Annotated in this window: 16 protein-coding genes; 7 read left to right on the top strand and 9 right to left on the bottom strand. The window is 65.7% G+C overall.

Features of this window, described 5'->3' with window-relative positions:
• Positions 1–80 precede the first annotated feature (80 nt).
• On the top strand, positions 81–497 hold the full coding sequence (locus tag DNX69_RS25475; RefSeq protein ID WP_110788812.1) for a rhodanese-like domain-containing protein: 417 nt from the start codon (positions 81–83) through the stop codon (positions 495–497).
• Positions 498–637: 140 nt separating this feature from the next.
• On the top strand, positions 638–1,495 hold the full coding sequence (gene sseA / locus DNX69_RS25470; RefSeq protein WP_110788811.1) for a 3-mercaptopyruvate sulfurtransferase: 858 nt from the start codon (positions 638–640) through the stop codon (positions 1,493–1,495).
• A 16-nt stretch (positions 1,496–1,511) separates the two neighbouring features.
• Here the strand turns inward: sseA and DNX69_RS25465 are convergent, their stop codons facing one another.
• Positions 1,512–2,516 (bottom strand): hypothetical protein, encoded by a 1,005-nt coding sequence (locus DNX69_RS25465; protein ID WP_110788810.1) that lies wholly within the window; start codon positions 2,514–2,516, stop codon positions 1,512–1,514.
• 378 nt (positions 2,517–2,894) lie between these two features.
• Between DNX69_RS25465 and DNX69_RS25460 the strand changes: the two genes are divergently transcribed.
• Entirely contained in the window at positions 2,895–4,073 is a 1,179-nt protein-coding gene (locus tag DNX69_RS25460; protein WP_110788809.1) for a L,D-transpeptidase, read from the top strand.
• 104 nt (positions 4,074–4,177) lie between these two features.
• On the opposite strand, the gene DNX69_RS25455 is transcribed toward DNX69_RS25460, so the two are convergent.
• Positions 4,178–4,381 (bottom strand): hypothetical protein, encoded by a 204-nt coding sequence (locus DNX69_RS25455; protein WP_110788808.1) that lies wholly within the window; start codon positions 4,379–4,381, stop codon positions 4,178–4,180.
• 164 nt (positions 4,382–4,545) lie between these two features.
• Entirely contained in the window at positions 4,546–6,942 is a 2,397-nt protein-coding gene (locus DNX69_RS25450) for a P-loop NTPase fold protein (RefSeq protein WP_110788807.1), read from the bottom strand.
• A 99-nt stretch (positions 6,943–7,041) separates the two neighbouring features.
• Between DNX69_RS25450 and ettA the strand changes: the two genes are divergently transcribed.
• Positions 7,042–8,691, top strand: coding sequence for an energy-dependent translational throttle protein EttA (ettA, locus tag DNX69_RS25445; RefSeq protein WP_110788806.1), 1,650 nt, complete (start codon positions 7,042–7,044; stop codon positions 8,689–8,691).
• Between the two features lie 6 nt (positions 8,692–8,697).
• On the opposite strand, the gene DNX69_RS25440 is transcribed toward ettA, so the two are convergent.
• From DNX69_RS25440 to DNX69_RS25425, 4 genes are all read right to left on the bottom strand, one after another.
• Positions 8,698–9,099, bottom strand: a complete 402-nt coding sequence (locus DNX69_RS25440) for a type II toxin-antitoxin system VapC family toxin (RefSeq protein ID WP_110788805.1) — start codon at positions 9,097–9,099, stop codon at positions 8,698–8,700.
• Positions 9,096–9,350, bottom strand: a complete 255-nt coding sequence (locus tag DNX69_RS25435) for an AbrB/MazE/SpoVT family DNA-binding domain-containing protein (RefSeq protein WP_047309745.1) — start codon at positions 9,348–9,350, stop codon at positions 9,096–9,098. Before DNX69_RS25435 ends, DNX69_RS25440 begins: the two co-directional genes overlap by 4 nt.
• A 125-nt stretch (positions 9,351–9,475) precedes the next feature.
• The gene (locus DNX69_RS25430; protein WP_110788804.1) at positions 9,476–9,736 is read right to left on the bottom strand and encodes a BrnA antitoxin family protein; all 261 of its coding nucleotides are present in this window, start codon (positions 9,734–9,736) and stop codon (positions 9,476–9,478) included.
• Positions 9,720–10,022 (bottom strand): BrnT family toxin, encoded by a 303-nt coding sequence (locus DNX69_RS25425; RefSeq protein ID WP_110788803.1) that lies wholly within the window; start codon positions 10,020–10,022, stop codon positions 9,720–9,722. The genes DNX69_RS25430 and DNX69_RS25425 overlap by 17 nt, the downstream gene beginning before the upstream one ends.
• A 99-nt stretch (positions 10,023–10,121) precedes the next feature.
• Between DNX69_RS25425 and tam the strand changes: the two genes are divergently transcribed.
• From tam to DNX69_RS25410, 3 genes are all read left to right on the top strand, one after another.
• A complete protein-coding gene (tam, locus tag DNX69_RS25420; RefSeq protein ID WP_110788802.1) occupies positions 10,122–10,892 on the top strand; it encodes a trans-aconitate 2-methyltransferase in 771 nt (256 codons plus the stop codon).
• Between the two features lie 167 nt (positions 10,893–11,059).
• Positions 11,060–11,650, top strand: a complete 591-nt coding sequence (locus DNX69_RS25415) for a TIGR00645 family protein (RefSeq protein WP_110788801.1) — start codon at positions 11,060–11,062, stop codon at positions 11,648–11,650.
• Entirely contained in the window at positions 11,650–12,891 is a 1,242-nt protein-coding gene (locus DNX69_RS25410; protein ID WP_110788800.1) for a lytic murein transglycosylase, read from the top strand. Before DNX69_RS25415 ends, DNX69_RS25410 begins: the two co-directional genes overlap by 1 nt.
• 105 nt (positions 12,892–12,996) lie before the next feature.
• Here the strand turns inward: DNX69_RS25410 and DNX69_RS25405 are convergent, their stop codons facing one another.
• Positions 12,997–13,281 carry a hypothetical protein gene (locus DNX69_RS25405; RefSeq protein ID WP_110788799.1) on the bottom strand — a complete coding sequence of 95 codons (285 nt, stop codon included), beginning with the start codon at positions 13,279–13,281 and terminating at the stop codon, positions 12,997–12,999.
• A 228-nt stretch (positions 13,282–13,509) separates the two neighbouring features.
• Positions 13,510–13,857, bottom strand: a complete 348-nt coding sequence (locus DNX69_RS25400; protein WP_110788798.1) for a hypothetical protein — start codon at positions 13,855–13,857, stop codon at positions 13,510–13,512.
• Positions 13,858–13,861 lie beyond the last annotated feature (4 nt).

The raw sequence follows: 13,861 nt of genomic DNA, 5'->3' as shown, positions 1-13,861 counted from the left end.
AACTGCGAGATTCCGGGCTCGCGTTTCGCGCGCCCCGGAATGACCGAACCTCTGATAAGAAACGAAAACAAGGAACGGCCATGCCCCAGACCATCACCCGCGGCATCAAGACGATGCTCGACGAGGCCAATTCGTCGATCGAGACGCTGACGACTGCGGATGCGATCGCGCTGCATCAGTCCGGCGCCAGCGACGTGGTGATTGTCGATATCCGCGATCCGCGCGAGATCGAGCGCGACGGCAAGATCCCGGGCTCGTTCTCCTGCACCCGCGGCATGCTGGAGTTCTGGATCGATCCGCAGAGCCCGTACGCCAAACCGATCTTCCAGGAAGACAAGAAGTTCGTGTTCTACTGCGCCGGCGGTCTGCGCTCGGCGCTCGCCGCCAAGACCGCGCAGGACATGGGGCTGAAGCCGGTCGCCCATATCGAAGGCGGTTTCGGCGCCTGGCGCGACGCCGGCGGTCCGGTCGAAGCCTGGGTGCCGAAGAAAAAGTGAGCGCAGCGCATTGGGAGTCGATCTCCGCTGCCGGATCGTCACACGCGGGCTTGACCCGCGTGTCCATCTCCTTCGTAAGATGATGGATCGCCGGGTCGAGAGCCCGGCGATGACGCTCCGACCAAAGGCGACGACCTCGCATGACCACTCACACCGATCCCCTGGTCTCCACCGAATGGCTCGCCGCGCGGCTGGGCGATCCCAAAGTGAAGATCATCGACGCCAGCTTCAAGATGCCCGGCGTGTTGCCGCTGCCGGCGGAGGATTATCTCGCCGCGCACATTGCCGGCGCGGTGTTCTTCGACGTCGATGCGGTGTCGGACCACACCAGCCCGCTGCCGCATATGTATCCGAGCGCCGAGCAGTTCGCGCGCGACGTCGAGGCGCTCGGCATCTCGTCGGGCGACACTGTGGTTGTCTACGACGCCGGCGGCTGGGTCGCGGCGCCGCGGGCGTGGTGGATGTTCCTGTCGTTCGGCCATGCCGATATCCGCATTCTCGACGGCGGACTGAAGAAGTGGATGGCCGAGGGGCGGCCGACGGAGGCCGGCAAGCCGACGATCGCGCCCGGCCGGTTCAGCGCCAAGCTCGATCCGTCGTTCATCCGCAGCCGCGATCAGCTGGTCGCCAATCTCGACAGCTCTGCCGAGCAGGTGATCGATGCCCGCGGTGCGCCTCGGTTCGAGGGCAGCGTCGCCGAGCCGCGGCCCGGCCTGCGCGCTGGCCACATCCCGGGCAGCCGGAATCTGCCCTACAACGAGCTGATCGATCCCGCGACCGGCATGATGAAGCCGCTCGACGAGCTGCGGCAGGCGTTCGAACGGGCAGGGATCGACCTTGGCCGGCCGGTCGTGACCACCTGCGGCTCGGGCGTGTCCGCAGCAGTGCTGACGCTGGCGTTGTATCGGCTCGGCGTGCGGGGCTCGGCGCTGTATGACGGCTCGTGGTCGGAATGGGGGCTGCAGGACGGCCCGCCGGTCGCCACCGGCACGGCGTAACCTCAAGCAGCTTCGCTTAAAACCCGAAACCGGAACTTGGCTGCTGCGGCTGCGGCTGTTCGGTGCGCGGCGCGCCTCGGCGCGCGACCTGGCGCCGCGGCTTCAGCGGACGCCGGACGGCCGGCTTCGGCCGTGCCACCGGCAGCGGCGTCGCATCCAGCGGCGGCAGCGGCTGATCGCCGAGCGATCCGGTCAGATCCGCGCCTGCTTCGTCGGGCGCCGCAGCGGCGGGGGCGGCTGGCGCGGCCGGTTCGATCGCGGCGGTCTTGGGCCGTTCGCGCGGATCGCGGCGCGGCGTCGGGATCGGGCCGGACAGCGGCGCAACCTCCGGCAGCAGTTCGACGACGGGTTCGGGGGCCGGCGGCGTAGCGGGTGCCGCGACTTGGGGCGCCGGATCGATCGCGGCGGTTTGCGCGGATGCCGGCGCGGCCGGCTGATCGTTCGCTTCGGCCTGAGGCTTGTCGTCCGGCTTCGGCGCATCCGGCGCGCTCGCGGCGGTCGCGGGCGGTGCGGCGGGTATCTCGGCGGTCGCGGCCGCTTCGGGGGCCGCGGCCGGCTGCTGCGGCGGCGTCAGGTTTGCTTGCGGCGCAGGCACCGGGGCGGCTGCAGGTTGATCGGCCTGCGGCTGCGCGGCCGGCGGAGTGCTTGGTGTGTCGGTAGCCGGCGGCGGCAGCGCGGCGATCTGGGCCGGATCGGAAGGGCTGAGTTGGGGCTTCTGGCGCACGCCGACGTCGTGCGAAGCCGCGAGGTCCTCTGTTGCCGCTGGGGCGTTCGGCTCGGGGTCTGGTGACGCGGGCGCCGGTGCAGGCGGGGCCGGCGGATCGACCCGAAGCAGGCTCAGGCTCGGCGCCGGCCCCTCCGGCGCCCGTGCTAGCAGCGTGATCGACGGTGGACGGACGGTGTGCACGTTGACGAACTGCTCGTGCGCCGCACGGAGCAGGGCAGCGGCGCCGAGACCGAACACCAGCAACGAAACCGCAAGCGTAATCGCCGCGAACAAGAACCGGAAACCGGGAAGCATCTCGGATTCATTCCGTCATCACGCTCGGACGCGACGACACTATTTGACCAACACCAACGCGGCGACCACTGCGACATCCGGTTCGCGGCCGGCGCAAAACGCGCCGCGAATCAGAGCCCGTCCACAATAGCGCAAAACGAGTCGCATCACGTGCGGTTGAAGGGACCGGGCTTTGGAGAGGCCGGGGCGTGGTCGATAGTGAACGCGATCGTGGTACATTTGTCGCAGTCGCCCGATTTCAGGGGCTGGCGGGGCAGTGTGCCGCCCAGAATGTCGAATTTCGCCTGATTGTGCTGGCATTGTCTTGAATGCGCCGCGATCCTCCGGCATCCCGGCGCCGTTAACGGTCCGGTTGCCGTTCCGATTTACAAACGGGTTATGATGAACAAGCGCTTACTGACGATGCTGGCGTCCGCTGCCGTGGTCGCCGCGGGAACTTCCGCTGCGCTCGCACAGAGCTATCCCTCGACTCCCGGCGCCTACGTTGGGCAAGCGGGGGAGAACCGTCCCGGGCTGCCGAATTTCGACAGCATCGATGACGAGGAGGCGCCGGTCGCCCGCAATTCCGGCTCGCTGCCGCCGCCGGGCCCGGTGATGTCGCCGGATGATCCGCGCTACGGCCGTCCGATGGCGCCGACCTATTCCAACGCTGCGCCGCAGGGGGCGGTGATGTCACCGGACGATCCTCGCTATGGCCGTCCGATGGGCGTCCCGGCGTATTCGAACGCGGCTGCTCCGGCCGCCGCCGCACCGCAGGGCCCGGTGATGTCCCCGGACGATCCGCGTTACGGCCAGCCGATGAACCAACCCTCGGTGATCTATTCCGATCGCGGCGACGGCATGCGTCCGCCGGCGGGCGTCAACGGCGCCCAGGCGGGCGCCGGATCGCCGCAGCTCGGTGCCGACGGCAAGCCGCTGCAGGTTTCGGCACTGCCGCCGGAAGACCAGCCGGAAGCCGACCAGAGCGTGCAGCTGCCGCCGAACCTCCGTCGTCAGGAAGTCGACTTCAAGACCAAGGAGCCGGCGGGCACGATCGTGGTCGATACCGCGAACACCCACCTGTACTACGTGCTCGGCAACGGCCGTGCCATGCGTTATGGCGTCCGCGTAGGCCGCGACGGCTTCACCTGGAACGGCGTGCAGAAGATCACCCGCAAGGCGGAGTGGCCGGATTGGCATCCGCCGACCGAGATGATCGAGCGACAACCTTACTTGCCGCGCTTCATGGCCGGTGGTCCGGGCAATCCGCTCGGTGCCCGCGCGATGTATCTCGGCTCGACCGTGTATCGCATCCACGGCACCAATCAGCCGTCGACGATCGGCAAATTCGTGTCGTCGGGCTGCATCGGCATGCTGAACGAGGACGTCGAGGATCTGTTCGACCGCGTCAAGGTCGGCACCCGCGTCGTCGTGCTGCCGGGCTCGCCGAAGCCGACCGCCACCGCGCAGGCTTCGACCACCGCCACCGGACAAGCGATGCCGCAGCAACTGGCGCCGCTGCCGGGCGCGCAGCCGGCCTCGGTGCAGCCGTTGCCGGCGCCGGTCACCATCCGCTGACCTGATCCGTCGCTGATACGCGTTTTCTGAACGGACAGACGTCCGCTGATGCCAGCCATCGGCGGGCGTTTTGTTGTCCGGTTGAGGAATCGTCGGCGGCGGGATCAGCCGAGCGGCGGCGACTTGTGGCCGTGCTTGGCGCGCCATGCCGGTCCGGGGCCGCGCATGTAGTACAGCTCGGGCCGATAGGGCGCGAATGCCTGGACGAAGAATTGCCGCCAGAACAGCCTGATTTCGGCCAGCAGGCTGTCGTCCTGCGCGCCCTGCGGCTCGTGTGCTGCTTCGCTCGTGGTGGTGAGGCTCGCCATCGTTCTGCCCCGTGATCCGCGCCGTTCCGGCGCTGCGGTACATCTTCGCCGCTGTGGATGACGAGTGTTGGACGAGGACGTTAAGATTGTCTTCGAATTGTCCGCAAAGCTCGGAGGCTGCACGCGACAGGCTGAATGAATCGCTAACGGCGATTTGGCGCGCGCTAGTAAGAGCGTTTGAACGAGTAGCGGCGCACCTGCCTGGCTGTCTGCAAGTACACGTCGACTGTGAATTTTCGCGGATGCTGCTTATCGATCGCGCGGATCGCGGTTTCCAGAGCCGGTTCCAGCGTCACCGCCTGCCTCAGCAGGACGTATCCCGCATTCGTGCCTCCGAATCCGGCCTCCGCCTGAGGCGCGTCGTGCTCGGCGTCGGGCAATGCTGCAGCGAGCGGTGCCTCGCGCGGCAGTGCGTCGAGCGCCGGGTAGAACAGCTCGACCAGTTCGAGCGGCTGGCCGGTTTCGATCGCGGCCAGCAGCGTGACGACCGGGTAGCGCGGCGGACCGTCCGACCTGCCGAGGAACTGCTCCAGCTCGCGATCGGAGAGCCGGGCCCGCACGATCCGATACATGTTCACCAGACGCTTCACGGCGCGTGGCGATTTGCAGGCGAGCGCGCCGATCAGGGGACTCGCGAGCAGCGCAACCTCTTCCGCCTCCAATTTGAGCGAGGCCAGCGCCGCGTTCACCGCGCCGAACTCGTCTTCCTCCGGAACCGGCTCGCCCGGCAGCGCCAGGGCACCGCCGGGGGCTTCTAGCCCGTTCCCAGCGAGTTCGCGAGCAAAGTCGGCGTCCAGCCGGACCGAGGTCGATGCCAGCACCGACTTGAAGATGTTCAGGCCGGGCGTCGCGCGCTCGTTCTCTTTGAGGAGCGTTCGGACATAAGCGCCGTAACTGCCTTCGGCTGCGCCGTCGCCGAGCGTCAGACGTTCCAGCCAGAACGCGATCTGGAAGATCTTCTCCAGATAATCGAGCGCCTGTTTGCGCCGCGCGATGCTCGGGACCTGCGGCGCGTCGTTGCCGGAAGCGCCTTCCTTGTCGAACGACTTGGCGATCGCCGCCTCGATCCAGCGGACGTCGACCCCGACCACGACGACGAACAGTTCGAACGACAGCAGCAGGTGAATCGCCTGCAGCACGGCGTAGACCTGATCATGGGTGCAGCGGTCGAGATCGTCGATATACAGCACGATGCGGTCGGGCACGCGCAGCCCGTTGCCGTCGCCGGCCGCCAGCCATTTGTCGCGCAGCGCTGCTTCGGTCTTGGATAGCGGGACGCCGTGTTGAAACTTGTCGTCGGCCTTGCGGCCGAGCCGCGCGGTGGCGACGATGGCATCGAGCTGCTCGAACGATCGCCGCGCCCGGCTGACGATGCCGACGTGCTTGTCGTAGTCGCGTACGTCGCTGTCTTCGAACAGGAAGTAGCGCAGGATGGTGGCGGGTGCATCGGCAGGCTGGCCGTGGAATGCGGACAGTGGCTTCTGCGACGCCGCGAGTTCGGCCTCCGCGGCCGCCAACGCGGCGGTGGCCTCGGCTGCTTGTTTGCGTTTGGCATCGAGATCCTTGGCGGCCTTCTCACGTGCGCCTTCGACCGCCTTGGCGTAAGTCCAGGCGCCGTCCATGATCGGCTTGGCCATCCGGAACGCCTGCCACAGCGCGCCGAGCGCCGCGAAGCTGCCGGCGCCCCAGGCCGCGACACGCTGATACAAGGTCGCGGCCTCGGCGGTGTCGAATGCCGGCAGGACGACGCCGATCCATCCGATCGCCAAGATCGCGACGATGCCGAGCCAGGTGGCCGGGCCGCCGCCGATCAGGATGCGTCCAATCAAGGCGAGCTTTCCCGGCGCCGAGGCTGCGTCGGCAACGGCGGCGGCGAATGTCTTGGTATCCGCCGCCAGATCGTCGCGATAGACGCGGCGGCCGATCTCTTTCAGCTTGCTCTGATTGTCCTTGCGGATGGTCTCGAAATCGGCCTGGAGCTGGTCCCAGGCCAGCGCGACTTCGCTGGCGGTGAGCTGCTTCTCCGCAAGCGTCAGAGCCGCGGTGGCGGTTTCCAGCTTGCGCTTGGCGTCGTCCACCTTGCCGACCGCCTGTGCGGTGCTCGCCTCCAGGCTTCTCACCTTGTCGGCGACCTTGGTGATCAGCGCCTGATAATCGCGCTGCCGGCCGCCGTCATATCCGCCACGGCGAAGTTGATCGAAGAACACCGCGGTGAGGCTGGCCCACAGATTGGCGTCGGCGAAATGCCAAGCGTTGAACCGGATCTGGACGATGTCCTCAACGAAATTGGGCTCGTCCTCCGCCGGTGCAGCGGCGGCGCGCCCTTCGGGCGGCGGTGCGGTGAGTCGTTTAACCTCGCTCTGGATGCCTTCCATAAAGCTCGACTTGCCGGAGCCCCATTCGCCCAGCAGGCAGATCGACAGCGGCGGCGTCGCCTGTTCGAGGCAAATCATCCGCGCAAACGCGCGAACGTCGGCCCGAATGCCGAGCGGATCGGCGCCCCAGGACGGAATCGTATCGGACGTGACCTCACCAGCTTCCGTCTGCTCTGTGGCCACCATCGTCGGCCCCGCAGCGACCGCATCGTCGATTGTGAAATGCGGCTCGTTTCGCTAGAAGAGGCATCCTCTCTCAAAGCTCGTGAAGGTTGCAAGGCCAAAATGGCTCGCCAGTTCGTCTATTTCATGCAGGGTCTGACCAAGGCCTATCCGACCCGCAAAGTGCTGGATAACGTCCATCTGTCGTTCTACCCGGACGCCAAGATCGGCGTGCTCGGCGTCAACGGCGCCGGTAAATCGACCCTGCTGAAGATCATGGCGGGGATCGACAAGGAATATACCGGCGAAGCCTGGGTCGCCGAAGGCGCCCGCGTCGGCTATCTCGAACAGGAGCCGCAGCTCGATCCGGCGCTTAACGTGCGCGAGAACGTCATGCTCGGCGTCGCCAAGCAGAAGGCGATCCTCGATCGCTACAACGAGCTGGCGATGAACTACTCCGAGGAGACCGCCGACGAGATGACAGCGCTGCAGGACCAGATCGAGTCCGCCGGGCTGTGGGATCTCGACAGCAAGGTCGACCAGGCGATGGACGCGCTGCGCTGCCCGCCGGACGACGCCGACGTTTCCAAGCTGTCGGGCGGCGAACGCCGCCGCGTCGCTTTGTGCAAGCTGCTGCTCGACCAGCCCGACCTCTTGCTGCTCGACGAACCGACCAACCATCTCGACGCCGAGTCGGTGTCGTGGCTGGAAAACCATTTGCGCAACTATCCGGGCGCGATCCTGATCGTCACCCACGATCGCTACTTCCTCGACAACGTCACGAGCTGGATTCTCGAGCTCGACCGCGGCCGCGGCATTCCCTACGAGGGCAACTACTCGTCCTGGCTGGTGCAGAAGCAGAAGCGGCTGCTGCAGGAGGGCCGCGAGGACGCCGCGCACCAGAAGACACTCGAGCGCGAACAGGAGTGGATCGCCTCGTCGCCCAAGGCCCGCCAGGCCAAGTCCAAGGCGCGCTACCAGCGGTACGAGGAACTGCTCGCCAAGGCCAGCGAGAAGCAGACTCAGACCGCGCAGATCATCATTCCGGTGGCCGAGCGGCTCGGCAACAACGTGGTCGACTTCGAGCACCTGACCAAGGGCTTCGGCGACAAGCTGCTGATCGACGACCTCACTTTCAAGCTGCCGCCCGGCGGCATCGTCGGCGTGATCGGCCCGAACGGTGCCGGCAAGACCACGCTGTTCCGGATGATCACCGGTCAGGAGAAGCCCGACGGCGGCACCATCACGGTCGGCGAGACCGTGCATCTCGGCTATGTCGACCAGTCGCGGGACAGCCTCGATGCTAAGAAAACGGTGTGGGAAGAGATTTCCGGCGGCAACGAGCTGATCCTGCTCGGCAAGAAGGAAGTCAATTCGCGCGGCTATTGCTCGGCGTTCAACTTCAAGGGCGGCGATCAACAGAAGAAGGTCGGCTCGCTGTCGGGCGGTGAACGCAACCGCGTCCACCTCGCCAAGATGCTCAAGTCCGGCGCTAACGTGCTGCTGCTCGACGAACCGACCAACGACCTCGACGTCGACACCCTGCGCGCGCTCGAAGAGGCACTGGAGGATTTCGCCGGCTGCGCCGTGATCATCAGCCACGATCGCTGGTTCCTCGACCGTATCGCCACGCACATTCTGGCGTTCGAAGACGACAGCCACGTCGAGTGGTTCGAAGGCAACTTCCAGGACTACGAGAAGGACAAGATGCGCCGTCTCGGCCAGGACGCCATCATTCCGCACCGGGCGAAGTACAAGAAACTGACGCGCTGAGGCGCGTCAGTCAGGGGTGATCAATGCGACGCCGGGGAAGTAGCTGCGATAGCGCCCGGTGTCGCGAGTCAGGATAGGCAGTCCGGCCGCGGCTGCGTGTGCGCCGATGAAGAAGTCGGCTAGCACGCTGGTCCGCGTGCCGCCGGCGCGTCGATAGTCGCTGAATGTTCTCCCAGCGATATACAGCGCCGTCTTTGGAAGCCACTCCAAATCGAGGCCGAGCGTGTGCACGACGGCGTCGAGCGCTTTCTGAGTGGAATACCGGCTCGACAGCTCGGCGTAGATGATCTCGTTGATCAAGAGGGCGCCATGCAGCGATTGTTGCCGTAGTGCCGCCGCCGACCACGGTCGCCATGTCCGATCCATTGTCAGGATGTCGATCAGGACATTGGTATCGACGAGTGTCACGACTTGTAGTCGTCCGCGGGATCGCCCCTTAATTCCCTCATGATTTCGTCAGTATTGCCGCGGATCGGATGGCGTTTGGCGAGCGCCTGAAGTTTCTTTAGGTACTCAGCCTCGGACCCGGATTTTCCAATGTAGATGCCGCCTGACGCTGTGTTGCGAACTTCGACCTTGTCGCCGGGTTTGATCCCGGCGGCGTCGCGAATCTTCTTCGGAAGCGTAACTTGGCCCTTGCTGGTGATCGTTGTCGGCATGGTTCACCGCCTGGTATTACCAATTTACAAGAAGTAATACTGAGCTCTCCGACCGTCAATGCCAATGTGTGTCGTTGACACGCTCTCCGTTGGCAAGACCAGTCAAGCCAGCTTATGCGGGTAAGCTACCCCACCTTCTCGCTCAACCACATCTTGATCAGCGACTGATACGGCACGTCGCGTTTGTTGGCGGCGACTTTGATTTGCTCCAGCATGGCGATTGGGAGGCGTAGCGAGATCGAAACGGTAGAGGGCTTAAGGTTTGGAAAGCGGACGGGAACCGCCTTCGACAAGTCGAAATAATCCGCAGTGTCGTGCGTCTCCCAAAATTGACGCTCTTCAGCTTCGCTTGCGAATTTCGGAACCTGCTTAAGCTTCTTGGCCATATCTCGCGCGCTCCTTTGCGCTCATCGGTCGGGCAGATATCACACGCAACAGAGTGCCATCGTGGCGTAGCGTGAAGCTGATCTGGATGAGCCGTCCGGCGTCGGTCTGCCCGTAAGCATGGTACCTCGGCTCTGACGTGCTGTGCGTCCAGTCGGTGAAGAGCAGCAGCGGCGTGTTGGCGAAGACTTGCTCGGCCTCGCCGCGGCTTACGGCGTGCTTCTGCGTGCTCTTGGTCGAGTTGCCGTCGTCCCAATCAAATCCGACGATCTGGCTCAGGTCGATCATCTGTATATGTCACAAATATACGATCGCTGGAGGATATTGCAAAATCCTTCCCGATCAATAGCTTTCCCCTCACAGACTCGGGGGCGCAAGGGACGCTGAATGGCCGACTGGAATGCCGAGCAATATCTGAAATTCGAAGACGAGCGGACCCGGCCGGCGCGGGATCTGCTGGCGCAGGTGCCGACCACGGCGCCGCGCAAGGTCGCCGACATAGGCTGCGGGCCGGGCAATTCCACCGCGCTGCTGGTCGAGCGCTGGCCGGACGCTGCGGTGATTGGCGTCGACACCTCCGCCGACATGCTGCGCCAGGCGCGCGAGCGGCTGCCTACCCACAAGTTCATCGAGGCCAATGTGGCGCATTGGGCGCCGCCGGCCGGCACCGATGTGCTGTTCGCCAATGCGGTGTTTCAGTGGGTGCCGGATCACCTCAAGCACCTGAAGCGGCTGGCTGCGGGGCTCGAGTCCGGTGGTGTGCTCGCCGTCCAGATGCCCGATAATCTCGACGAGCCGTCGCATATCCTGATGCGCGAAGTCGCGATGCAGGAGCCTTGGCGCCAGCAATTGTCGAAGGCCGCCGAGCTGCGCGACACGCTGCCGAAGCCCGGCGTGTACTATGACGCGTTGCGGCCGCTGTGCAGCCGGCTGGAGATCTGGCACACCGTCTACAACCACGTCCTCGACGGCCCCGAAGCGATCGTCGAATGGGTCAAGGGTACCGGGCTGCGACCGTTCATCGACCCGCTCGAGCTGCCGGAGCGCAAGACCTATCTGGCCGCCTACACGGCGCGGATCGCGGCGGCTTATCCGGCGCAGGCGGACGGCAAAGTGTTGCTGCGGTTTCCGCGGATCTTCCTCGTCGCCGTCAAATAGCCGGCCCGGTCCCAGATCGTGTGCGGCGTTCCGGCGGCGTGATGGTGCTCCGACCCGGTGGTCCGGCCATAAACTGCGGTTAAACGCCGCTCCCCGGAGTCTCGACAGAATCGAAGGAAGTTCCCAAGTGACTGTTCGCCCCATCACGCTGTTCGGAGCTTTCTTTCATGTCGATGACACCAGAGACGCCGCTGCCGCCGAAAGGCTCGCCGCTGCGCCCGATCCCCATGCTGATCTTCGGCTCGCGCTGGCTGCAATTGCCGCTGTATGTCGGGCTGATCGTCGCCCAGGGCATCTACGTCGTGCTGTTCCTGAAGGAGCTGTGGCATCTGTTCCAGCACTCGTTCGACTTCAGCGAGCAGCAGATCATGCTGGCGGTGCTGGGGCTGATCGATGTGGTGATGATCTCAAACCTGCTGGTGATGGTGATCGTCGGTGGCTACGAAACCTTCGTGTCGCGGCTCGGCCTGCGCGGTCATCCGGACGAGCCGGAATGGCTCAGCCACGTCAACGCCAGCGTGCTGAAGATCAAGCTGGCGATGGCGATCATCGGCATCTCCTCGATCCATCTGCTGCGGACCTTCATCGAGGCCGGCAATATCGGCGCCGAGGGCCGGGTCGGTGGCTACACCGAAACCGGAGTGATGTGGCAGACCATCATCCACACCGTGTTCATCCTGTCGGCGATCGGCATCGCCTGGGTCGACCGGATTTCGAATCTGGCGATCGAGGAGGCCAAGGCGCACGCCGGACATTGATGCGGCGGGCCGTCGCGGCGGTCGTTCTCGGCGCGGCGGTGATGGCCGCGGTGCTGTCCGGCCCGACGGTCGCCCGCGCCGCGGACCCTGGCTTCACCCGCTTCATCGCATCGCTATGGCCCGAGGCGCAACAGGCCGGGGTCTCGCGCGCCACCTTCGATGCGGTTACTGCCGGACTCGAGCCGGACTACAAGCTGCCGGACCTGATCCTGCCGGGGCGGCCGAAGACCGGCGCGCCGCGGCAGGCCGAGTTCGTCCAGGTGCCGGCCGATTACGTCAAGGAATCGCGGATCGAGAGCCTCGCCGCGCACGGCCGCAAGCTGCTCGACAAGTACCGGTCGACGCTGAACGGAATCGAGCGCCGCTTCGGCGTGCCGGGGCCGGTGGTGCTGGCGATCTGGGGACGCGAAACCGATTATGGCCGCTACCGGCTGCCTTACGATGCGGTGCGGGTGCTGGCGACCCAGGCCTATGTCGGGCGCCGCAAGGAGCAGTACCGCGTCGAATTCATCGAGGCGATGAAGATCATCAGCGACGGCGTGGTGACGCGGCAGGGGATGCGCTCGTCCTGGGCCGGCGCCACCGGCCTGACCCAGTTCCTGCCGTCCGAATACTACAAGCACGGCGTCGATTTCGACGGCGACGGCAAGGTCGACATTTGGCACTCGGTGCCGGACGCGCTGGCCTCGGCGGCGCAGCAGCTCGTCAACAAGGGCTGGCAGGGCGGCGTGCGTTGGGCCTACGAGGTCAAGGCGCCGGCGCGCGCCGATTGCACGCAGGGCGTGCCGGAGGTGACCAAGCCGATCGGCCAGTGGTTGCACGAAGGCTTTGCTCTGGCGCGGCCGGCGAAGCTGAGCACCGAGGAACTGCGGCAGCCGGCGTCGCTGCTGCAGCCCGAGGGTAGCTACGGTCCGGCGTTCCTGACCACGAAGAACTACTTCGTGATCAAGGAGTATAATTTCTCGGATCTGTACGTGCTGTTCGTCGGCCATCTGGCCGACCGGATGACCGATCCGCGCCCCTTCGCGACGCCTTGGTCGGCGTCGAAACAGCTTCGCACCGCGGACGTCGAAGCGATGCAGCGCGGGCTGACGCGGCTCGGCTTCTATCAGGACAAGGTCGACGGCAAGGCCGGAATGCTGACCCGCGCCGCGCTCGGCGCTTACCAGAAGCGGGCCGGACTGAAGGTCGACTGCTGGCCGAGTGAGACGGTGCTGCGCGCGATCGAAGCGACGCGCTGAGGCAATGAAAGGCCGGGTAAGCCAAACCCGAGTAAACAAAAACCCGGCCGATGGCTCGGCCGGGTTGGAAATTCGCGCAGGCGCGGGCTTTGCGCCGCGACAGGATCAATCGCACACGCGGACGCGGCGCGAACGCCACACGCCGGCGTAGTCGTCCCAGAAACGCTCACGCGTCCAGTGGCACACCGGCTCTTCGACATAGACCGGGGCGGGTTCGGCGTAGGCCGGGCGGCTGTTGGCGAGCGCGCCACCGAGCAGGGCGCCGCCGATCAGGCCGCCTGCGATGCCGGCGGCGATCCGGCCGCCATCGGCCTTGGCAGGGGGGGCGATGCTGACCAGCGAACCGGCGACGGTCGCAGCAGCAAGCAGGGCGGTAACAGTCTTCTTCATCTGAGAGGCTCTCCTGAGATCGCGCCGCGCCTGGCGCTAGATAAACGAACCGGTAGTCCCCGACCGCACAGCACCAAAAAAGCGCAATGCCGTCAATTGTCGCATATCGGCCGGCAGATCAGTGTCTCCGAAAAGCGGTGTTTTTCGGGCCGATACCGCCGACAGCCGACGTCGACCGGGCGTTCAGGCTGCAGAGTTCGTCGGCACCGGACGGCGTAGGGTTCATCCTTACTCGCAGACGCGGATTCGGCGGATTCGCCAGCCGTAGCCGTCCCAGAACCGCTGCCGCTGCCAATAGCAGCCGCCGTAATACCCGGGCGCGACCACATAGGCCGGGGCAGGGCGGTAGCCATAGACGTAGCGCGGGCCGTAGCCGTAGCCATATCCGCCGCCGTAATAATAGCCGGGGCCGCCGTAATAGGGCGAGGCAAGCGCACCGCCGATGAGCGCGCCGCCGATCAGCCCGGCCGCGATTCCCGCGCCGAAGCCGTCATGCGCCTGTGCCGGCGCGGTTGATCCAACCGCCGCAACCGCCAGCGTCGCAGCTGCAGCCAACGCCATCATCGACTTTTTCATGGCA

This window comes from Rhodopseudomonas palustris (assembly GCF_003226555.1).
In the GTDB taxonomy this organism is placed as follows: Bacteria; Pseudomonadota; Alphaproteobacteria; order Rhizobiales; family Xanthobacteraceae; genus Rhodopseudomonas; species Rhodopseudomonas palustris_I.
The sequence above is the reverse complement of the archived record's forward strand: the minus strand, read 5'-3'. Positions and strand labels throughout refer to the sequence as shown.

Coding starts and splice junctions, on each gene's coding strand:
- DNX69_RS25465 (WP_110788810.1), bottom strand. CDS start 2,516: ATGCTTCCCGGTTTCCGGTTCTTGTTCGCGGCGATTACGCTTGCGGTT.
- DNX69_RS25430 (WP_110788804.1), bottom strand. CDS start 9,736: ATGGCCAAGAAGCTTAAGCAGGTTCCGAAATTCGCAAGCGAAGCTGAA.
- DNX69_RS25410 (WP_110788800.1), top strand. CDS start 11,650: ATGCGGCGGGCCGTCGCGGCGGTCGTTCTCGGCGCGGCGGTGATGGCC.
- tam (WP_110788802.1), top strand. CDS start 10,122: ATGGCCGACTGGAATGCCGAGCAATATCTGAAATTCGAAGACGAGCGG.
- DNX69_RS25415 (WP_110788801.1), top strand. CDS start 11,060: ATGTCGATGACACCAGAGACGCCGCTGCCGCCGAAAGGCTCGCCGCTG.
- DNX69_RS25455 (WP_110788808.1), bottom strand. CDS start 4,381: ATGGCGAGCCTCACCACCACGAGCGAAGCAGCACACGAGCCGCAGGGC.
- DNX69_RS25405 (WP_110788799.1), bottom strand. CDS start 13,281: ATGAAGAAGACTGTTACCGCCCTGCTTGCTGCTGCGACCGTCGCCGGT.
- sseA (WP_110788811.1), top strand. CDS start 638: ATGACCACTCACACCGATCCCCTGGTCTCCACCGAATGGCTCGCCGCG.
- DNX69_RS25450 (WP_110788807.1), bottom strand. CDS start 6,942: ATGGTGGCCACAGAGCAGACGGAAGCTGGTGAGGTCACGTCCGATACG.
- DNX69_RS25425 (WP_110788803.1), bottom strand. CDS start 10,022: ATGATCGACCTGAGCCAGATCGTCGGATTTGATTGGGACGACGGCAAC.
- DNX69_RS25475 (WP_110788812.1), top strand. CDS start 81: ATGCCCCAGACCATCACCCGCGGCATCAAGACGATGCTCGACGAGGCC.
- DNX69_RS25460 (WP_110788809.1), top strand. CDS start 2,895: ATGATGAACAAGCGCTTACTGACGATGCTGGCGTCCGCTGCCGTGGTC.
- DNX69_RS25435 (WP_047309745.1), bottom strand. CDS start 9,350: ATGCCGACAACGATCACCAGCAAGGGCCAAGTTACGCTTCCGAAGAAG.
- DNX69_RS25400 (WP_110788798.1), bottom strand. CDS start 13,857: ATGAAAAAGTCGATGATGGCGTTGGCTGCAGCTGCGACGCTGGCGGTT.
- ettA (WP_110788806.1), top strand. CDS start 7,042: ATGGCTCGCCAGTTCGTCTATTTCATGCAGGGTCTGACCAAGGCCTAT.